At 67.8% G+C, this 15,521-nt stretch carries 12 protein-coding genes and 3 pseudogenes; 3 read left to right on the top strand and 12 right to left on the bottom strand.

What is annotated here, in order from left to right; genetic code table 11:
* Window positions 1–83: 83 nt before the first annotated feature.
* From ACZ6KF_RS33385 to ACZ6KF_RS33370, 4 genes and pseudogenes are all read right to left on the bottom strand, one after another.
* Window positions 84–370: pseudogene (locus tag ACZ6KF_RS33385) on the bottom strand (transposase); the annotation flags it as partial.
* Between the two features lie 455 nt (window positions 371–825).
* Complete coding sequence (locus ACZ6KF_RS33380) at window positions 826–1,284, bottom strand: hypothetical protein (RefSeq protein WP_469160475.1); 459 nt, start codon at window positions 1,282–1,284, stop codon at window positions 826–828.
* 227 nt (window positions 1,285–1,511) lie between these two features.
* Window positions 1,512–2,513 carry an ArsR/SmtB family transcription factor gene (locus tag ACZ6KF_RS33375; RefSeq protein WP_469160476.1) on the bottom strand — a complete coding sequence of 334 codons (1,002 nt, stop codon included), beginning with the start codon at window positions 2,511–2,513 and terminating at the stop codon, window positions 1,512–1,514.
* A gap of 587 nt (window positions 2,514–3,100) precedes the next feature.
* Window positions 3,101–3,391 (bottom strand): annotated as a pseudogene (locus ACZ6KF_RS33370) (restriction endonuclease); the annotation flags it as partial.
* 123 nt (window positions 3,392–3,514) lie between these two features.
* On the opposite strand from ACZ6KF_RS33370, the gene ACZ6KF_RS33365 reads away from it, so the two are divergent.
* Window positions 3,515–4,345, top strand: coding sequence for a barstar family protein (locus ACZ6KF_RS33365; RefSeq protein WP_469241933.1), 831 nt, complete (start codon window positions 3,515–3,517; stop codon window positions 4,343–4,345).
* A gap of 8 nt (window positions 4,346–4,353) precedes the next feature.
* Here ACZ6KF_RS33365 and ACZ6KF_RS33360 read toward each other — a convergent pair whose 3' ends face one another.
* The 7 genes from ACZ6KF_RS33360 to ACZ6KF_RS33330 form a co-directional block, all read right to left on the bottom strand.
* Window positions 4,354–6,765: a tyrosine-type recombinase/integrase gene (locus ACZ6KF_RS33360; RefSeq protein WP_469241931.1), complete on the bottom strand. Its 2,412-nt coding sequence runs from the start codon at window positions 6,763–6,765 to the stop codon at window positions 4,354–4,356.
* Between the two features lie 61 nt (window positions 6,766–6,826).
* Complete coding sequence (locus tag ACZ6KF_RS33355; protein WP_469241929.1) at window positions 6,827–7,930, bottom strand: tyrosine-type recombinase/integrase; 1,104 nt, start codon at window positions 7,928–7,930, stop codon at window positions 6,827–6,829.
* Window positions 7,863–8,189, bottom strand: coding sequence for a hypothetical protein (locus tag ACZ6KF_RS33350; protein ID WP_469179614.1), 327 nt, complete (start codon window positions 8,187–8,189; stop codon window positions 7,863–7,865). The genes ACZ6KF_RS33355 and ACZ6KF_RS33350 overlap by 68 nt, the downstream gene beginning before the upstream one ends.
* A 347-nt stretch (window positions 8,190–8,536) precedes the next feature.
* Window positions 8,537–8,746, bottom strand: a complete 210-nt coding sequence (locus ACZ6KF_RS33345) for a hypothetical protein (protein WP_356635364.1) — start codon at window positions 8,744–8,746, stop codon at window positions 8,537–8,539.
* A gap of 863 nt (window positions 8,747–9,609) precedes the next feature.
* Complete coding sequence (locus ACZ6KF_RS33340; RefSeq protein ID WP_469241927.1) at window positions 9,610–10,137, bottom strand: hypothetical protein; 528 nt, start codon at window positions 10,135–10,137, stop codon at window positions 9,610–9,612.
* A gap of 64 nt (window positions 10,138–10,201) precedes the next feature.
* Window positions 10,202–10,825 carry a hypothetical protein gene (locus ACZ6KF_RS33335; protein ID WP_469241925.1) on the bottom strand — a complete coding sequence of 208 codons (624 nt, stop codon included), beginning with the start codon at window positions 10,823–10,825 and terminating at the stop codon, window positions 10,202–10,204.
* Between the two features lie 402 nt (window positions 10,826–11,227).
* Window positions 11,228–11,398: a DUF6042 family protein gene (locus tag ACZ6KF_RS33330; RefSeq protein WP_356635372.1), complete on the bottom strand. Its 171-nt coding sequence runs from the start codon at window positions 11,396–11,398 to the stop codon at window positions 11,228–11,230.
* A 226-nt stretch (window positions 11,399–11,624) separates the two neighbouring features.
* On the opposite strand from ACZ6KF_RS33330, the gene ACZ6KF_RS33325 reads away from it, so the two are divergent.
* Window positions 11,625–11,903, top strand: a complete 279-nt coding sequence (locus ACZ6KF_RS33325) for a DUF6233 domain-containing protein (protein ID WP_469179610.1) — start codon at window positions 11,625–11,627, stop codon at window positions 11,901–11,903.
* Between the two features lie 2,517 nt (window positions 11,904–14,420).
* Window positions 14,421–14,576 (top strand): annotated as a pseudogene (locus ACZ6KF_RS33320) (helix-turn-helix domain containing protein); the annotation flags it as partial.
* A 30-nt stretch (window positions 14,577–14,606) separates the two neighbouring features.
* Here the strand turns inward: ACZ6KF_RS33320 and ACZ6KF_RS33315 are convergent.
* A complete protein-coding gene (locus ACZ6KF_RS33315; RefSeq protein ID WP_356635376.1) occupies window positions 14,607–15,251 on the bottom strand; it encodes a hypothetical protein in 645 nt (214 codons plus the stop codon).
* Window positions 15,252–15,521 lie beyond the last annotated feature (270 nt).

The following is a 15,521-nucleotide window of genomic DNA, read 5'->3' as shown; positions in this document are numbered from 1 at the left end:
AAAGAAACGAGCCAGCCCCGCCGGTACCTGCCACTGTGTCACCACCCGTAGGCCCGTGTCCCTGACTCTGTCATTGACGCGAAGAAAGCCGACGCCGCCTTCAGGATCTCGTTGGCCCGCCGCAGCTCGGCGTTCTCGGCCCGCAGCCGCTTGATCTCCGCGGCCTCCTCGGACGTGACGCCGGGACGCCGGCCGCCGTCGACTTCGGCCTTGCGGACCCAGGTCCGCACCGTCTCAGCCGCACCGATCCCCAGCTTGGCTGCGACCGCCTTCATCGCGGCCCACTCGGTCGGGTAGTGGGGCGGATCTCCGCGACCATGCGCACCGCACGCTCACGAAGCTCGGGCGGGTAGGGGGACGGACGTGCCATGACTCGATCCTCTCAGGGAATCGAGCCTCCATCAGACCCGGAGCGGTTCACCGTCGTGTGGAGGCAGATCGGGCAGTGAATGTTGCTGCCGTTGTTCGGCAACATCACTGAACCACACGTGGACCTCGGCGCCGGGAAGCATTCAAACCGACTCTACTTAGATGGGCTCGACTTGCTTGCGGTTCAGGCCCGCCGGCAGGCCCTGCTCGCCGCCGACCGGTACCGCAATGGACGGAAGACTGCAGCACCAGGGCCTCCTGTTGCTCATGGACTTCAACACCCACGAGGTGTGCAGGAGGCCCTATCTCCATGCCCGGCAAGCCGGAAATCACCCGCCCGAGTCGCCGCACTCGAACCCACGCTCACCATGACCGGTACGACAACGGCTTCTCAACGAGGGCACGGATGATGAGCTATCTGTGCTTTACCCCGTGACTGTGAACGTGGATCCGGACCTAGTCCTCGCAGACAAGGGTTTCGCCCCGAGCATGCCGGGTGCCGTTGACCTCTACCCACCCGCTGACATAGGCGCAGTTGTCATTGGCCCCAGAGACGTAAATACCACCGGCGTAGGTCGAGTAGACGCCCCTGTCGTACCATGAGGTGGTCCACCCAGCGCGACGCAGGCGGATTTCCATGTTGTGGCTGCCCGTCCGGTAGTCGTAGGTCTTGGCACAGTACGTTCCGCTGCCCGCGGGGTCCTTCCAGACCTGGATTTTTGCCAAGCCATCCGGCAGGGGCACGGTTCTTACCAAGTGCCCCTTGCAGTCGCCCGTGAACGGGCCCGCGTAGCCGGGCGGGGCCGCGTTCGCGGACGCGGATGCGGTGCCTGACCCAACGAGCGTGGCGCCGGCCACGATCCCGCAGACGGCGGCGGATAAGACGACGCTTCTTCTCGCCCCGAACTTCTTCATGGACGGCTCCCGTTGTGAGTCTTCATACGATCTCCAGGATGGGATGGGACGGTTGCGGCTTCACATCCTGGGCGAGTGGGCACCTGCGGTCTAGCTCTTAAGTCACGGCTTAAAAGGGCTGGGACAGCAGGCGCGTTGCCTCGCGCACCTGGGCACGAGTCTCCGGTGGCACCCGCGCAGGACGGCGCTGCGCCACCGGTCCGACGCCGCGGTGGTGCGCCTGGGGCTCACGGTTCCGTCAGGGCATCGGTCCGCAGCAGGGCCAGTCCGAGGGGTGTGATGAGGTGCAGCACGGACCCGCCTCGGCGGCTGGTCGTGATGAGGCCCGTGTTCCGCAGCACTGTCGCGTGCTGACTGGCCGCTGCGGCCGTGACGCTGAGGCGGCGGGCCAGCTCGCTCGTCGTGCAGCCTTCTGCTGTCACACGCAGGGCGCGGGCTCGCGTGTGGCCGAGCAAAGACTCCAGGTTCCGCACGGCGGAACCGTCCGCTTCTGCCGGTTCGGTACCGGTCAGCGGTCGGCGGAGAGCCGGCACGGTCAGTCGGGGCGGCTGGGAGGTATCGAGCGGGTCCCACAGAAAGCTCACCGAGAGCTTCGTGAAGATGGTGGGCGTGATGAGCAACCCCCTGCCGCGGAGGTGCACCTCAACTCGGCGCGGGTAGGGCGCTTCGAGTACCGGCGGACGCCAGCGGACCAGTGGTGCGCAGACCGAACGCAGCAGCAGATCGACGCCGCCTTCCAAGACCAGGTTCGTGCAACGGGTGGACAGCGCGGCGAGTTCGGACCGCCCTCGATGCCAGTAGGGCTCCACGGTCAGCCGATGGCAGGCGCGCACCGCCTCTGCGAGCTCCCGCCTCGCGTCACGGTCGCCTTCGGACACTCGTCTGGCCCATGGCAGGTGCCTGGGGTGGAAGTCGAGGCCCTCGAGCTCGCGTCGCAGCCGGGACACCGGGGCGTGCAGCAGGTTGTCCACGGCGTGGTCGATACACGGCACATCGCCCATCAGGGCCAGCAGATCAAGCCCGGGGCCGCGCACCGGAACCAGGGACGTCAGAGGGCGCGTCTCAACTCCCATCTGGCCCGCGACCACTGACCGCCAGGTGCGGAAGTGCGGAAGGTCCCGGCCTTCCCTCAGCAGCTCCAGGCTGTAGTAGACCTCCGCTGCGACGCCGATCGTCGCAGCCACCCGTGTCCGGGCAAGGTCTTCCGTCGTGAAGTGAATGCGTAACACCGACCGGCCCCCTGCCACCGAAGTGAAGCGCGTGAGCGCACCCCCAGCATGCCCCAACCCGCCGCGCCCGATCCGGCACCCGCCCGAGTCGCCGCACTCGAACCCTGACACCGCAGCCCGTACACCGCGCGGACACGCAGTCACGGGCACGGGTCTGGACGATCAACACGGATCTGGCGACGCCGACGGAAGCGATCACCACGGCCGTCAAGCGCGGGAGTAAATCGAACAATTCGATGGCGCAGGAAGAGACTTGCCGCCGACGGCACCCCGTCGGCCGCATCTCCATGGTGATCTCCGGCTACGAAAACCCCGCCAGAGCCACGCGTACGCCGACACCTCAAAATCATACGCTCGCAGGGAAAACGTCAGCCCCGGACCGGCCAGCAGCGGCTCCGCCGACCCGCACCCGAGCCGTACGCGGTCTCCCCGGCTTCCGCCGGGCCGGAGATGACCGGCGCGGTGATGGCTCCCGAGCTGTCCCCGCGGGGCCGCTGCCGCATCGCCCCCGTTCACCCGACGCCCCCGGGCAACGGGAAACGATCCGAGAAGCCGTCGCCGCCGACCGGATGGTCGCAACCACCGCGTCAGGAGAGTGCCGTCGGCTTGCGGGGCGGCGGCACCGCGCGCAGCAGCTCCCACAGCGGGCGTGAGCCGGACGCCCACGCGGCGAGAGTGTGGCGGTCGACGACGTGGAGGCGTTGCTGCCTGGCGAAGGTCACGGCGGGCTGGGTGACCCGTCCGTTGGTCACGATGACCGCGACGTCGGCGCCGTGGACCTGGCGGGCCGTGCCGTTGAGGATCTGGAGGTCCGGCGTGCCCACGGCGGCGCCGGCGAGGCCGTTGCGCCGGTGCTTGCACTGGATCACCCTTCTCTGCACTTCACTCTCACGGCTTAAGAAGGATCCGTGACTCGTCAAAGAACCTCCGAAGTATCAGGGAACGGACCGGCTGGCGACCGCGTGTCAGGTCAACGGGGTGCCGGTAGGATCAGCGCTCTCATGGGGGGCGCAATGCGAACATCAGGGCGGGGCGGTGAGGGGCAGAAGTACGCCCTGACCTCGGATGAGGACGACGCTGACTTCTGGGGCTTTGCTCACGAGGCCGAGGGGTTGTTCACGCCGCTGCCGGACGAAGAGGGAACACGCCGAGTGCACCTCACGGGCTGCCTCCCGCAGGGCGGCCTACTGGAGAGCGTTAGCCACGTCGGCAGTCGTCGCGCCTTGGCGGGGAATGCCTGGTTCCAGCTCCTCGACGGTGACGGTGCCACCATGGGGTCCTACTTCGTCAATGAGGTCACCGTCATCGACGTCAAGCCCTCCGCCTGCGGGGCCGGCCTCGTCGACCTCACGATGACGCTGTGGTGCGAGAACGCCGTGGCCGGAGCGGAACGAGTATGGGACCTGATCCGCACGGGTCATCTGGACCGCACCGGCATGTGGCACGAGCTCGGCCCCGAGGACAGACGAGCATGGCTGTCGGTGACGCTGTGGTCCCAGGAGTACCAACGCCAGGGAAAGGCCGACGCTCCTGCAGGCCAGGTGTTCACCTTGGACGGTCGGCACATCGTTGACCGAGACAGCTTCTACTGCGCGATCGGTGAAGCCGTCAACGGCCCCGGCGGATACTTCGGCTGGAACCTCGATGCTCTGACCGACTGCCTCAGAGGGGGCTGGGGCGCCACCACGCCGTTCACCGTGCACTGGGATTCCTCAGCCCCGGCCAAGGCACGGCTGCAAGAGCGTGTGCCCTCCGGAGAACGCGAAGTCGCGCTGTTCGACCTGCTCCTGGAGATCTTCGAAGAACAGGGCGTGAGCGTCATCCTTCGATGACAGCTTGATCAGTCCTGCGGACGACGGACGTGGGGCAGGCCGAGGTGGACGGCGGTTCGTTGCTTGATCCTTTCGGCTTCGATGCGCTTGGCCCGGAGGAAGGTCAGGGTCTTGTCGATGCCGTCGATCTCTCCCAGCCATCCTTCGAGTTCGGCCCGCTTGCGCCGCAGGATCAGGTCCTTCTCCAGCTCTTCGAGCCGGGACAACATCTTGGGGTTGACCTGGAGGACCGGGCAACGGATGCAGGCGTGCTCGTGTTGGCACGGGGTGCCGTAAGGGCGAGCGCAGTTGCCCAGCTCGACCTTGCGTTTCTCGAAGTGCTCCTCGAACTCAGCCCACTCCTGCTTGGTGACCTCGCCGTATTCGATAGCTGGCCGCAGGGACCGGCGGTTGTTCAGGAACTGCTGGTAGTGGGCGACGACGTCCTCGTTGAAGACCGCGACGTATCCCTGAGTGGTCTGGAGGTTGAGATGGCCGAGCAACGCAGCACCGATGTGGATGGGCAGTCCGCCGTTGACGATCTCGGTGGCAAAGAGCCGTCGGAAGTCGTGCGGGGTGAAGGTCAGTCCGGCGAAGGCTTTGTTCGTCTTACCGGTCTCTTGGCAGGTCCGGCGAAGCATGTTGAGCATGGTTCCGGTCGCCAGGACGCTGCGGATAGTGCCGACCTGTCGCTGGAAGAGGAAGGGCATGCGGTCTGACCAGTTCTTCTCGTGCCCGTCATAGCGGCTGACCAGTGGGATCGTCCGGCCGTCGCGGGTGTGGCGGCGGATGATCTGGGCGACGACGTGGAAGAGGTCAGCTGACATGGGGATGACTCGTTCGCGGTCGTTCTTCGACGGGGCGATCACTAGCAAGGCGATGATCTCGCCGTTGGGTCGCTCGTACTGCCGAATGCTGAGGTGGGTGAGTTCTGACAGCTCTTCGATTCGGATGCCGCTGTGCCGCAAGACCTCAACCGCGGCCCACTCCCAGAACGCCGAGTCCTCAGCGAGGGTGATGTTGACCAGCTCACTGGTTTCTTCGTCATGGACGCGGACGGGGGGTTCGGCTTCGACCTTGACCAGCCGCTGGTCCTTCTTCGAGTTGCTGCGGCGGTAACGACGGCCGTCGTACTCGAAGGGCTCGCCCAGAACGACCTGGCGCCCGGCTTCGAGCAGCCCCAGGAGGCGTTCGTGCCGTTCCTCAACGTATTTCACCAGGTCAGGCAGCAACGGCTGCCTTTGCCGGGTGCGGTCGGCCATGCGCCGGTTGATCTCTCGGCGTCGCTTGGAGAACCCCTTCAGATCCTGGGGACGAACCGGGCAGGGAGCCGCCCAAGGGCCCCAGCGCTCGGGCTCGTCGACGGCCCAGGACTGCAGATCCAAGTAGAAGCCGCGGATCGCCAGGAGAATCGACTCGGTGTTCTTTCGCTCTCGGCTGCGATCCTTCTCCCAGAAGGCGATCTCCGCCCTCCACTGGTCCCAGCCGTCCTGGCTGAGGGTGAGGTTGGCCTGTCCGGGGCAGATCTTCTCGATCTTCGACCAGAAGGTTCCTGCCAGCAGACGGGCCAGGCCGTCCCGGGTGATGTAGTCGGTATCAGCCTGCCGGCGGACGAGGTAGTCGATGATCACCTGCCGGACGGCCTGACTGCGGAGTGGGTAGCGGTCGACCATCTGCTCGGGCGTGAGCTGCCCGGTGTAGATGAACTTCCGGAGCGTGGAGGGAGTGCCGGGCGGAAAGTGGCCGATCGAATGCAGGATCTCCCAGGCGCCCAGAGCCGCGAAGCGCGACTGATCGCCCCTGGCCCCGTGTGTGACACCCAGACGTCGGCACTCCAGGGAGTAGTGCAGCAGGGCCTCTGGAGTGAGGTGCTCCAAGGCGATGCCCTGGGTGGTGAGCGCGCAAGCGACGTCGAACTTGATACGGATGCGGTAACTCAAACCCAGGTCAGGGCGGGCGTCGACGGCTGCATAGAAGACGTCCAGGGCAGGATCGTGGCTGGCTGGCCCGAACCACTCGGGATAGTCGCTGAAGGTGTTCGCCCGGAATCCACCGACCGAGGGACGGATTACCCGCGCGCAGAACGCCAGCTTTGCCGCCGAGGTCACGTCATGTCGGTCCTGGGCCCGGTCGGAGATGACGAAGGTCTTGACCGGCAGTGCCTTGTCACCGTCGAACGGGCTGGCCTCCCACTTCGCCTGCCAGTCAGCTCCGGGCAGCGTTTCCAGGTGGCCGAACAGCAGCCGCAGGCCGCGGCGGCGCTTCTCGTAGGTGGAGTGGGTGCGACCCGGCACGATCTGCTCGACCAGCGAGCACAGATGCTGGATCGATGCCTGGGTCAGATCGCCGAAGGGTGCTGGCGGGCAGTCCGGCCGAGGGGCCGGTGCGGCCTTGACTGCGGCATCCGGGAAGCGGGTGGCGACCGGCTCGTCGAAGTCCATGCCCCGGAACTGAGTCCGGCGATTGCGGGCGGTGTAGGTCGAGGAAAGGGTGCCCTGGACGTTAGCCACCGAACACCGCCCGGACGTCCGCGGGGTCGTACCCCGGGGCGAAGGACCGCTCGACGCGCGGCCGGTTGTAGTGCTCCTGGAGCTTGTCGAAGAGATCCTCGACACGGGTCGTGAGGTAGATGCCTGTCGTGGCCAAGGCGGTGTGTCGCATGATCGCGCGTACTTCCGAGAGAGTCAGGTGGGCGTCGTTGGCCATCCGCTGAGCAGCTGTGTGGCGGAGGTCGTGGAGGGTCCAGTTGGTATCGAGTCGGGCGTTCGCCCTCTGGAGAGTGCGACGCATCGCCCAGTAGGTCAGGGGCTTCTCGGCGCCGTGGCGAGTCCGCCAGACCGGCTCATCACTGGCGGGAACGCCGGCCTCGTCGAGGTAGGCGGCCAGCAGAAGGAAGCCCTGTGGGCTGGCGGGGACCGGCTCGCGAAGATCGGTGCCCTTCGTGATGACGTGCAGTTGCTGGCCAGACCAGTCGATGTCGCCCATGGTGATGCCGAGCAGTTCGCTGGCGCGAGCTCCGCTGGAGACGTAGAGCTGGAGCAGGGCTCGGTCACGGTCGTGGTTCATGGCCGCGAACAGCTCGTCCCACATCGTGTCGGGGATCGCCCGCGGCTGCTTTTGTGAGGTCCGCTGCCGTAGTCGGCCCCGGCGGTGCAACGGCGTCGGGTGGTCCGGGCTTCTATGGGCCAGGGCTCGTCGGCGCTGTACCGATTCCGGAACTGGGTTGGCCACCGGGCCGCGGCCGTAGTGCCGGTGGAAGGCGTAGAAGCCGCTGACGACGGTCAAAGCGTGGTTGATCGTGCTCGGGGCGTATCCAGCCTTCAGGTACTGCTTGCCGGTGCGGGTATTCACCGACCCGGGCGGTGGGGCGGACGGATTGCTGCGGTGGCGCTGCGGGTTCTTCGCCGTCCGGAGCCAGCCAACCATGGCGGCGGCGTCCGCCTCGGTGGCCTTCTCCCAGTCGACGTCCAGCAGCCACAGCAGCCGGAACCAGCGCAGCAGATCGTAGGCGTAGCTGCGGCAGGTCGCCGGACTGTTGTCACCGAGGGCGAGATCCTTGAGATACGACTCGGCTGGGGCGACCAGGACGCCGGCAGCATCGACCACGGCATACGGCGGGAACTTGCGAGGCAGCTGGACCACCGAACCGATACGGGGCACGTCGCGACGTCCCTCGATCAGAGCGCGTCGTAGGTCCTTCGACAATGGGTCTCCTTGGCGGGTTCGTCGTTTTCCCGCTCAACGACCCAACCGAGGTGCAGTTAACAGACCAGCGGCGTCCGTAGGGGTCGGTGGCCTTCACGTCCGCGCCCAGGTCTCCGCCGCCTCCGACGCGTTCCGCGTCCGGGCAGCCGTCACGTCGCATCAGGTCACGCACAGCGTCCTCGAACCGGGTGTGATGCAGGGCGTCCAGCTGGGCCAGCCCGTAGCGCAGGGCCTGCGCACGGACCGCCTCCCACCGCGCTGCCTGGCGCTGCCGGTGGACCCGGCCGCCGACGGCCAGGACCGCGAGCACGCCCGCGGCCGGCAGGACCCACCAGTGGGCCAGCAGCCAGTTGACCAGCCAGACCGTCAGGGCGACGGCCAGGCAAGCGGCCACCAGCAGCCCGACCAGCCGGTCATCCGCGCGCCGGCGCCGGCCCGGCCTGCGGATGCGCCGCCGCGCCGGCGGACGCCTCGACGTCGTCGCCCTCCTCCTCCGTGCGCGAGGGCTCACCGGCTGGCCTGCGTAACACCGCTGGAGAGCTCGCCCAGGATGTCCACAACGGCCTGACCGACCGGGGTGGGAGCGAGCAGAACGCCGAGCGCCAGGATGACGACGGCAGTGGTCATCTCCTCGTTCCGGCTGCGAGCCTGCGTACGACGCCGCAACCGGAAGAACGCGACGACCGCGAGCAGCACGGCCACATTGATGGTCACCAACCGCCCAGACCTCCCCCACGACCAGCCATCGGCGGCACACCGCCCCGGCTTCTTGTGTAGCCGGACCGGACGGGCGAGGGGCGCGGGTTGCCGACAGATGGCACAAAGCCAACGGGCCTGGCCGAATACCACGCGGAGCTCATGATCCATCCGTGCCGATACCCGTTGCCGCCCTCTCTGGTTATGCCGGTGTGGATGAGCGAGAGGCGGACTGGGGTGGCCCGTACCGGGCGGGACAACCTGGTCCATTCTTGTACCGGGTGGCCGCTGTCTACCGGCTGAGGGCCGAAGACCTGACCGGGGTGGTGGCGGTGGCTGAAGCGGTATGGGCTGCGTGGGACGGCGAGGTGTTCCTCGATGCGGTGGCGCAGGAGCAGCTGGTCGGCTGGTGCCGGCCGGGCATCTGGCTGGGTGTGCCGTCGTTCACGGCCGCCCCGAATGCTGGACGGCTATGGCGGGGACAGGCGGGCTGGGCGCGGTGGCGGTGGGCACGGGTGGCGCGTACAGGCCTGAACGCGGGTGGTCCGCGTGCGGGCGGGGCGGACGGTGCGCCTGGGGAGGTGTCTGCGCTGGCGTCGGCGGTGGTGCACGGGTGGTGGGACAGGAAGCGTTCGGGGAGCGTGAGGGGGTGCGGGAGCGGCGGCCGGAGCGGGTGCAGCGGGCCGGGAGGGGCCTCCTCGACGATCTTGTCTAGTTCTCGCGCAGCGGTGAGGAGAGTGGTGGCGTCGGTGCCGGGCAGGTGCGCCCGGGCGCGCCGTCGCGCATTGGCTCCCCGATGGGGTGGGCGGCGGTGGAGCTGTCCGCGGTGTTCGTGGGGGTACCTGCGCAGGTACCCCCACGAACGGTTGCAGGCTTTGGGTCCGTCACTGCGGTGGCGGGGGCTCTTCCTGTACGGGCTCGCCCCGGCCTACCGTCACCGACCAGGTGACCGAGGACGGTGCCGTCACTTCCACCGTGCCGGCCTTGTGCGCGGCGCGGGCGGCGAGCTGGTTGCAGGTGACCTCTGGCGTGCGTTTCCCGCACTCGAGGGGGAAGGACATGGACACCACCGGCACGTTCACCTTGATCGTCCCGGTTCCCTTGCAGCTGACCGCCACGATGAGGGCCTGGCCCTTCGCGCCCGCGGCGTAGTCGAAGGTGGCGTTGCCGCGGGTTGCGGCCTGCCGGCCGGCGAGGCTTTCACCGGAGCCTTCGTCGAGTTCGGGCGGTGTGACGGCGGCGGTCTGCCGGGGCGGTGTCGTGCTGTGCCCGGCGCTGTCGGGGCTGGAGGCCGGTGCGGATGCCGGGGTGGCCTCGCTCGTTTCGTCGTCGCCGGTGGTGCAGGCGGTGGCAAGCGCCGCGACCATCAGGCCGACGACTGCGTCCCGGGAGCGTGCGGTCAGCTTTCCCACAGGTACCAGCCGACCTTGCGGGGCGTGTAGAGGGTGACCTGGTGCTTCGGCCCGCGGGTGCAGTTCACGTAGACGTACTGGCTGTAGCCGTAGGACTTGAGGCGGTAGACGCCGTAGCGGGCGTTGGGGTCGTCTTGGGCGGCGTTTCGACCGAGATGGTGTTGCCGATCTTGGCCGTCAGCTCGACAGAGACGTTGACGCCGAACTCCGCTTCGACTTCCGCGATGGCGATGCCGGCGCTGACGTTGAGGTCGCCGCTGACGCCGATGCCGACCTTGCCAGTCACTTCGGACGTGAACGTCGACTTGGCGGGGCGGGTGGTGCCGTTGTAGTTGGAGTTCGTCGTCCCGACGCCCTTGTGGTAATCCCTGTCCTTGGACGTGGAGTAGTAGCGGTAGCCGTCCGCGCAGCCGGCTCCGTCGGGCGTGGCCTGGTCACTGGGCTTGGTCGACGGTAAGGACGGGTCGTCGTCCACGGGGACCGTCGGCGCCGGCGCCGCTGCGGTGGGCGCGCTCTCGACGAGGTCGGTCTCCTCCGGCTGCGGCGGGGCGACCGTCTCGATGACGGGTATGTCGCCGGCCTCGGGTGCCGGGTCCTCAGCGGCTGCCGGACCGGCCGCCGCAACCAGGGTCGCCGGGGTCCTGCAGGCCAGAGTCAGCGCGGTACGCGCAACGCGCGGGTTTTTCATGGAGCCACCTATCTCGGTGGGCCGCCCCCGTGGCGATCAACGATCCGAACGCTACGCAGCGGGTCATGCACGCAACAACCATGCACGGCAAAGCCTGAGAAAGATTTGAGCAACGGTCAGTGACCAACACCTCACTCGACGCAATCAAGCCATACAGTCAGACGAAAAGCCGCCATCAGGAACGAACCTCGCCCGCCGCGGCTCACGCCGGACAAACCCGCACCACACACCGGCCGGCCGCTCGCTCGGAGCCCACGGGGACAAACGACAGCTCACGACATGGCGTTCCCAGCAGGGCCACTCCCTCATAGGGGCGGCCCGCACCCTGCTGCCGTCCAGCCAACTGCTGCCAGCCGCCAGGAACAGATGCACGGGACCCCAAAGGCGAAACCGTGTGGTGAGCTACGGATGCACGGACCACGCCTGGCAGGCGAGAGGGCAGGTAGGGACGGGAGTTGCCGACCAGGAGCCCGTGAAGCCGGGCTGGCTCGTGGTGCCGATCAGCATCGTCAGTGGGAAGCCCTGACGGGGCAGGACATGCTCCCAGCCCGAAGCCCACCAGTCGTTGTGCATCGCCAGGCCCCGGCGCGGCCGGGCGCAGACGAGTTCTCAGTCATCCGTAGCTCTTCCTCGAGGGACGGCCAAACGCTCGCAGCGTACGCACTGTGGCACAAAGCGTTCCTAGCGATGTCCAACCCAGGCCTGATGGTGGGACGCGACGTGCGGTCCCTCGCGCAGGCGGCTGCGCAGGACACCGACGCGTGTTCTGCCCTCCAGGACTTTTCCGAACCCTGGAGCAGTGGCTCGCCCTCGCCCTGACCGAGGTGCGGCAAGCCATCGCCGCGGCCGAGCAGCGGGAAGCCGAGCGGCAGCGCGGCATCCAGGCCCGCCCGCCGGCCCCGGACTGGCTCATCGAGCAAGGGCTCGCCGGCCGCAGCCCCGTCTACCCACGTCGGCGGCTGCCACATGGCAGGGAAGCGGCATCACCCGCGAGGAGGCGCTGCGGACGCTCGGCGACGGCGTCGACGCCTGCCCCCACTGCCGGCGCGACACCGAATTCGGACACCTCGACGGCTAGGCGGTACCTCCGTGACAGCCCCGAGCACCGCCAGCGGTGGACGCACCTGTGCGACGTGCAGTGCAGGGACGATCGAGGGCAACCCGTCTTACTCCGGGTGGCCGGGGCTCCCTCCCCATGCTCCCCTGGAGGCATGTTCGCCTTCTTCTCCAGCCGCCTCGGATGCCTCGGGTCTCTCCTAGTCAGCCTCGCTGGAACGGCCGTCCTCCTGCTGCTGCTCTACAGCTGCCAGCGTCTGTAGCAGGGGCCTACCGGCACCGGTCACCATAACGGCTGACTCCACCTGGCCAGGCGTGACGTCGTCCCGCAGCCGCACGAAACACACGGGATGCCGGTACATGCCGTTCGACTGCGAGCCGACCGCCGGGCAGCGCGGTGTGTCTCGCGGTAGCTCTGGCCAGCGTCGGCGAGCATCGGCTGGATCGGTGGGGTGAGGGCCACAGGATCAGGTGTAAGCCGCGCGGGCGCGGCGGCGGCCCGGGCGTGTGGGCGCGTTGACGGCAGCCGCAGGCCTCCCGTGGGGAGCCGGGAGGCGCGGCGGACCCCGCCGGCCGGTCACGCACGGCAGGGCCCAAGTGGGGGAGCCGTCTGGGGGCATCGGCTCCCTCCCGCACACCATGCACCACGATTCAGCCACTGCGGTAGATGACGGCCGGAAATCGTCGAATGTCAGTGCTGCCCGGCATGATGCCCACATGCAGAACTACACCCTCACCTGGACCGACCCCCGACGGCCGCCCGCGCGCATCCGCCGTCGCCCACGACCAGCCCACCGCCGACGAACGCAAGACCGAACTCGAGAAGACCGGCTGCACCGACGTGGAGATCGCGCCCGTCCAGCCCGGCCAACTGCTGGTGCGCGGGAGTGAAGCACGCGATCAGGCAGCCGCGACTGATGTGGAGTGTCCGCAGCCCTTCCCCGTCGCGGTGAACGAGTTGCCGCCTTCAGCTGCCACCTCACGGTCGCTCTCCAGCGGGAGCCGACCGCTGTCAACCGCACCTCGACGTCGTTGCAGACGGCATCCAGATCCTCGCCCGCACTGGGCAAGAACGACGCCTCGAAGCGGTCTGTGCGGACGCGGTACCAAGATTCAGCCCAACCCTGGTGGACCTCGTTCCCTGTGTTGCTCATCCGGGGAGTATCTCGATCCGCCTCGGTGTACTACACGGCTTTCCTGCCTGCACGTTGTGTCAACGGCTCTAGGTCCGGATCATGCGGCGGAGGCTGGTGCGGGCGCATGCCAACAATCACCGAAAATGCACCGCGCTCAGTACACATGACAGGACCTGATCACCACAGCCCACTACCTGACAAACCTGCAGACCAGAACCCAGCCCAGGAGCCAGCGCCCGCACTCGCCACGGCTACCAAGACACCGGTGCCGCCTGACCACAGCCACCACCAATCTGATCAATCCAGGTAGAACACCTGCCCTTGACCAGAATTACTGCTCCTGGACAGCAGCCCTCGCGGAGCTGGGCATGGACTGGGCGAAGGCTGTGCCGGTGCCGGCCCAGTCCGTCGGCCCAGCTTCGCTGGACGACGGCTCCCTCCGGCCCTCGCCGTCCGACGCGCCAGGGCAGGAGGACGACGGCCAGGGCGAAGCGGTGATCAAGAATGAGTACGAGGCTCAGGTGGCGCGAGGCAGGGAGCGGGTGCAGCGCATGCGCGAGCTGATGCGCAAGCACACCAAGGCCGAGCTGCTGCGCATGGCCTATGCGGGCGGCCTGATGAACCACAATTCCCCCGAGAAATGGCGCAAGGACGAGATCGCCTCCACCCTCGTGGACATCGAACTCCGGACCGCTGACGCCGAGCGAGGAACGACGCTTCTCCGAGGCCTACTTCCGGCACCTGCAGGACAGGCTGCAGACGCCACGGGTCGTCAAACGCTACTTCGGGCAGGCCGACGCCACCCTCAGCTCCCTCGCCGGCAACGTGGACCTCGTCGACTTCCTCATCGTCACCTTCCTGCGCACCAACGAGCCCGGCGTCTACCGGCTCCTGGGACGGCACCGCGCCGGACTGACCGGCACCAGCATCGACCCAGCACAGCGGCACAGCACACAGCAGCCCGGTGAACGAGCCGAACGCTGGCGCGACCGCCTGCGCGAAGCCGGCATGGCCGAAGAGCACATCAAAGGCGTGCTCAACCTGCTGTGCCTGCTGTCCCCAACAGTCCAAGGCCGCCGCCCAGCGCCGCGGGATCGGCAGCGCCGACTACTTCGACCGGTACATGTCTTCGGCGTCCCCGATGACGACCTTCCCGAAGCCGCCTTCGACCAGGCCCTGGCCCAGATGACCGCCGACGCCCCTGGAGAGGAAGCAGCCGAACTACTGCTCTGCCTCCGCAACGACACCCACCGCATCACCCGCCGAATCGAGCAGCGCCGCAGCGCCGGTATCCGCCTCCCCGCCGCTGCGCTGCTCAAGGTCATGGCAGACAGCTATGGGCAGCTGACCGCCGCCCCCCCATCTCAGAACACGCACACTGCGCACAAAAGACGACCCACGACACCGAAGGCTTCGACGCCGCCGACTTCGCCCGCCGAGTGGACGCCGCCGGCGGCGATGTCACCGCCGCAGTGCACCAGTGGCTGGTCGAGACAGGACGCATCCACCCCGACGCCCACATCCTCCACCTCGAGGTCCGTACCTGGCGGCCCCGCTGACGGCGGGACCCACGCCACCCGCACCGGGCGTCAGCGGTCAGCCTCTTCGGACTGCTGCGTCTCGGCCTCCGGCGCCTCCGGTGCCTGCGCCGCCTTGGGCGCGGGGGCGGTGTAGAAGACGGACCGTCCCTGCTTGGTGCGCTCCGCCTGGCTCTTGGCCACGAGCCCTTCAAGCGTCACCCGCACGACGTTGGTCGTGAACTGGCGCTCGGGGTGCGCCTGACCGAGAGCAGCAGAGATCTCCGCAGCTGAGCGCGGTTCCTTCAGCTCAAGAAGGTGGTGGCGAATGAGCTCGACCAGGGTGGGCTGAGCTGCCTTCACGGCGTCCGTCGACTTGGCAGGTTTCTTGGGCACTGCCTTCGGGGATGCGGCAGTGGACTTGCGGGCCTTTTGCTTCCCGCCGCGGGCGGAACCGGTCTTGCGCCGGGGGGAGGGCACCGCGGCGGCGCTCTCGCCCTCCGCCGTGGATTGTGCCGGTGCCTTGGTGATGCCGAGTGCCTGCTGGATGTTCACCAGCACCGTGTAGTCGTGCCGCACCGCGGCAAGCTGCTCCTGCAGGGACGCGATCTCCGCACTGATACGTTCCTGCTCTTTCACGTTGCGTTCGAGGTCGTTGGTGACCTGGGCGACGTACTGCGATGTCAGTTCGGTAGCGGGCGTCGTTGTCTCGGGCATGGAGCTGACCTTCCTTCGTGTACGCGTCCTGCGAGCCGCGCCCTGTGTGCGTGACGCGGCTCCCGGGCGAGGTCGATGGTCCGGCAGGGCGCCGCAAGTGGCGCAAGATCCCTTTTGATGTAGCAGATGGTACGGAGGAACAGGACTGGTTGTACGTGTCAGACGAGGACTTCTTACTGATCATTTCAGAATGAGGTTCGGAGTCGTCTCAAGCAGATGATGCTGCAGGCGAGTTGGAGCAGTCCGAGGTGGAGGTCGGCTCGTATCTCG

Source organism: Streptomyces sp. NPDC046379 (assembly GCF_055587785.1).
This window is presented reverse-complemented; position numbering and strand designations above follow the sequence as displayed.

Excerpts from the sequence above, each read along its gene's own strand:
- ACZ6KF_RS33380 (WP_469160475.1), bottom strand. The coding sequence starts at position 1,284 with ATGAAGAAGTTCGGGGCGAGAAGAAGCGTCGTCTTATCCGCCGCCGTC.
- ACZ6KF_RS33365 (WP_469241933.1), top strand. The coding sequence starts at position 3,515 with ATGGGGGGCGCAATGCGAACATCAGGGCGGGGCGGTGAGGGGCAGAAG.
- ACZ6KF_RS33360 (WP_469241931.1), bottom strand. The coding sequence starts at position 6,765 with ATGGACTTCGACGAGCCGGTCGCCACCCGCTTCCCGGATGCCGCAGTC.
- ACZ6KF_RS33350 (WP_469179614.1), bottom strand. The coding sequence starts at position 8,189 with ATGCGACGTGACGGCTGCCCGGACGCGGAACGCGTCGGAGGCGGCGGA.
- ACZ6KF_RS33335 (WP_469241925.1), bottom strand. The coding sequence starts at position 10,825 with ATGAAAAACCCGCGCGTTGCGCGTACCGCGCTGACTCTGGCCTGCAGG.
- ACZ6KF_RS33330 (WP_356635372.1), bottom strand. The coding sequence starts at position 11,398 with ATGCACAACGACTGGTGGGCTTCGGGCTGGGAGCATGTCCTGCCCCGT.
- ACZ6KF_RS33315 (WP_356635376.1), bottom strand. The coding sequence starts at position 15,251 with ATGCCCGAGACAACGACGCCCGCTACCGAACTGACATCGCAGTACGTC.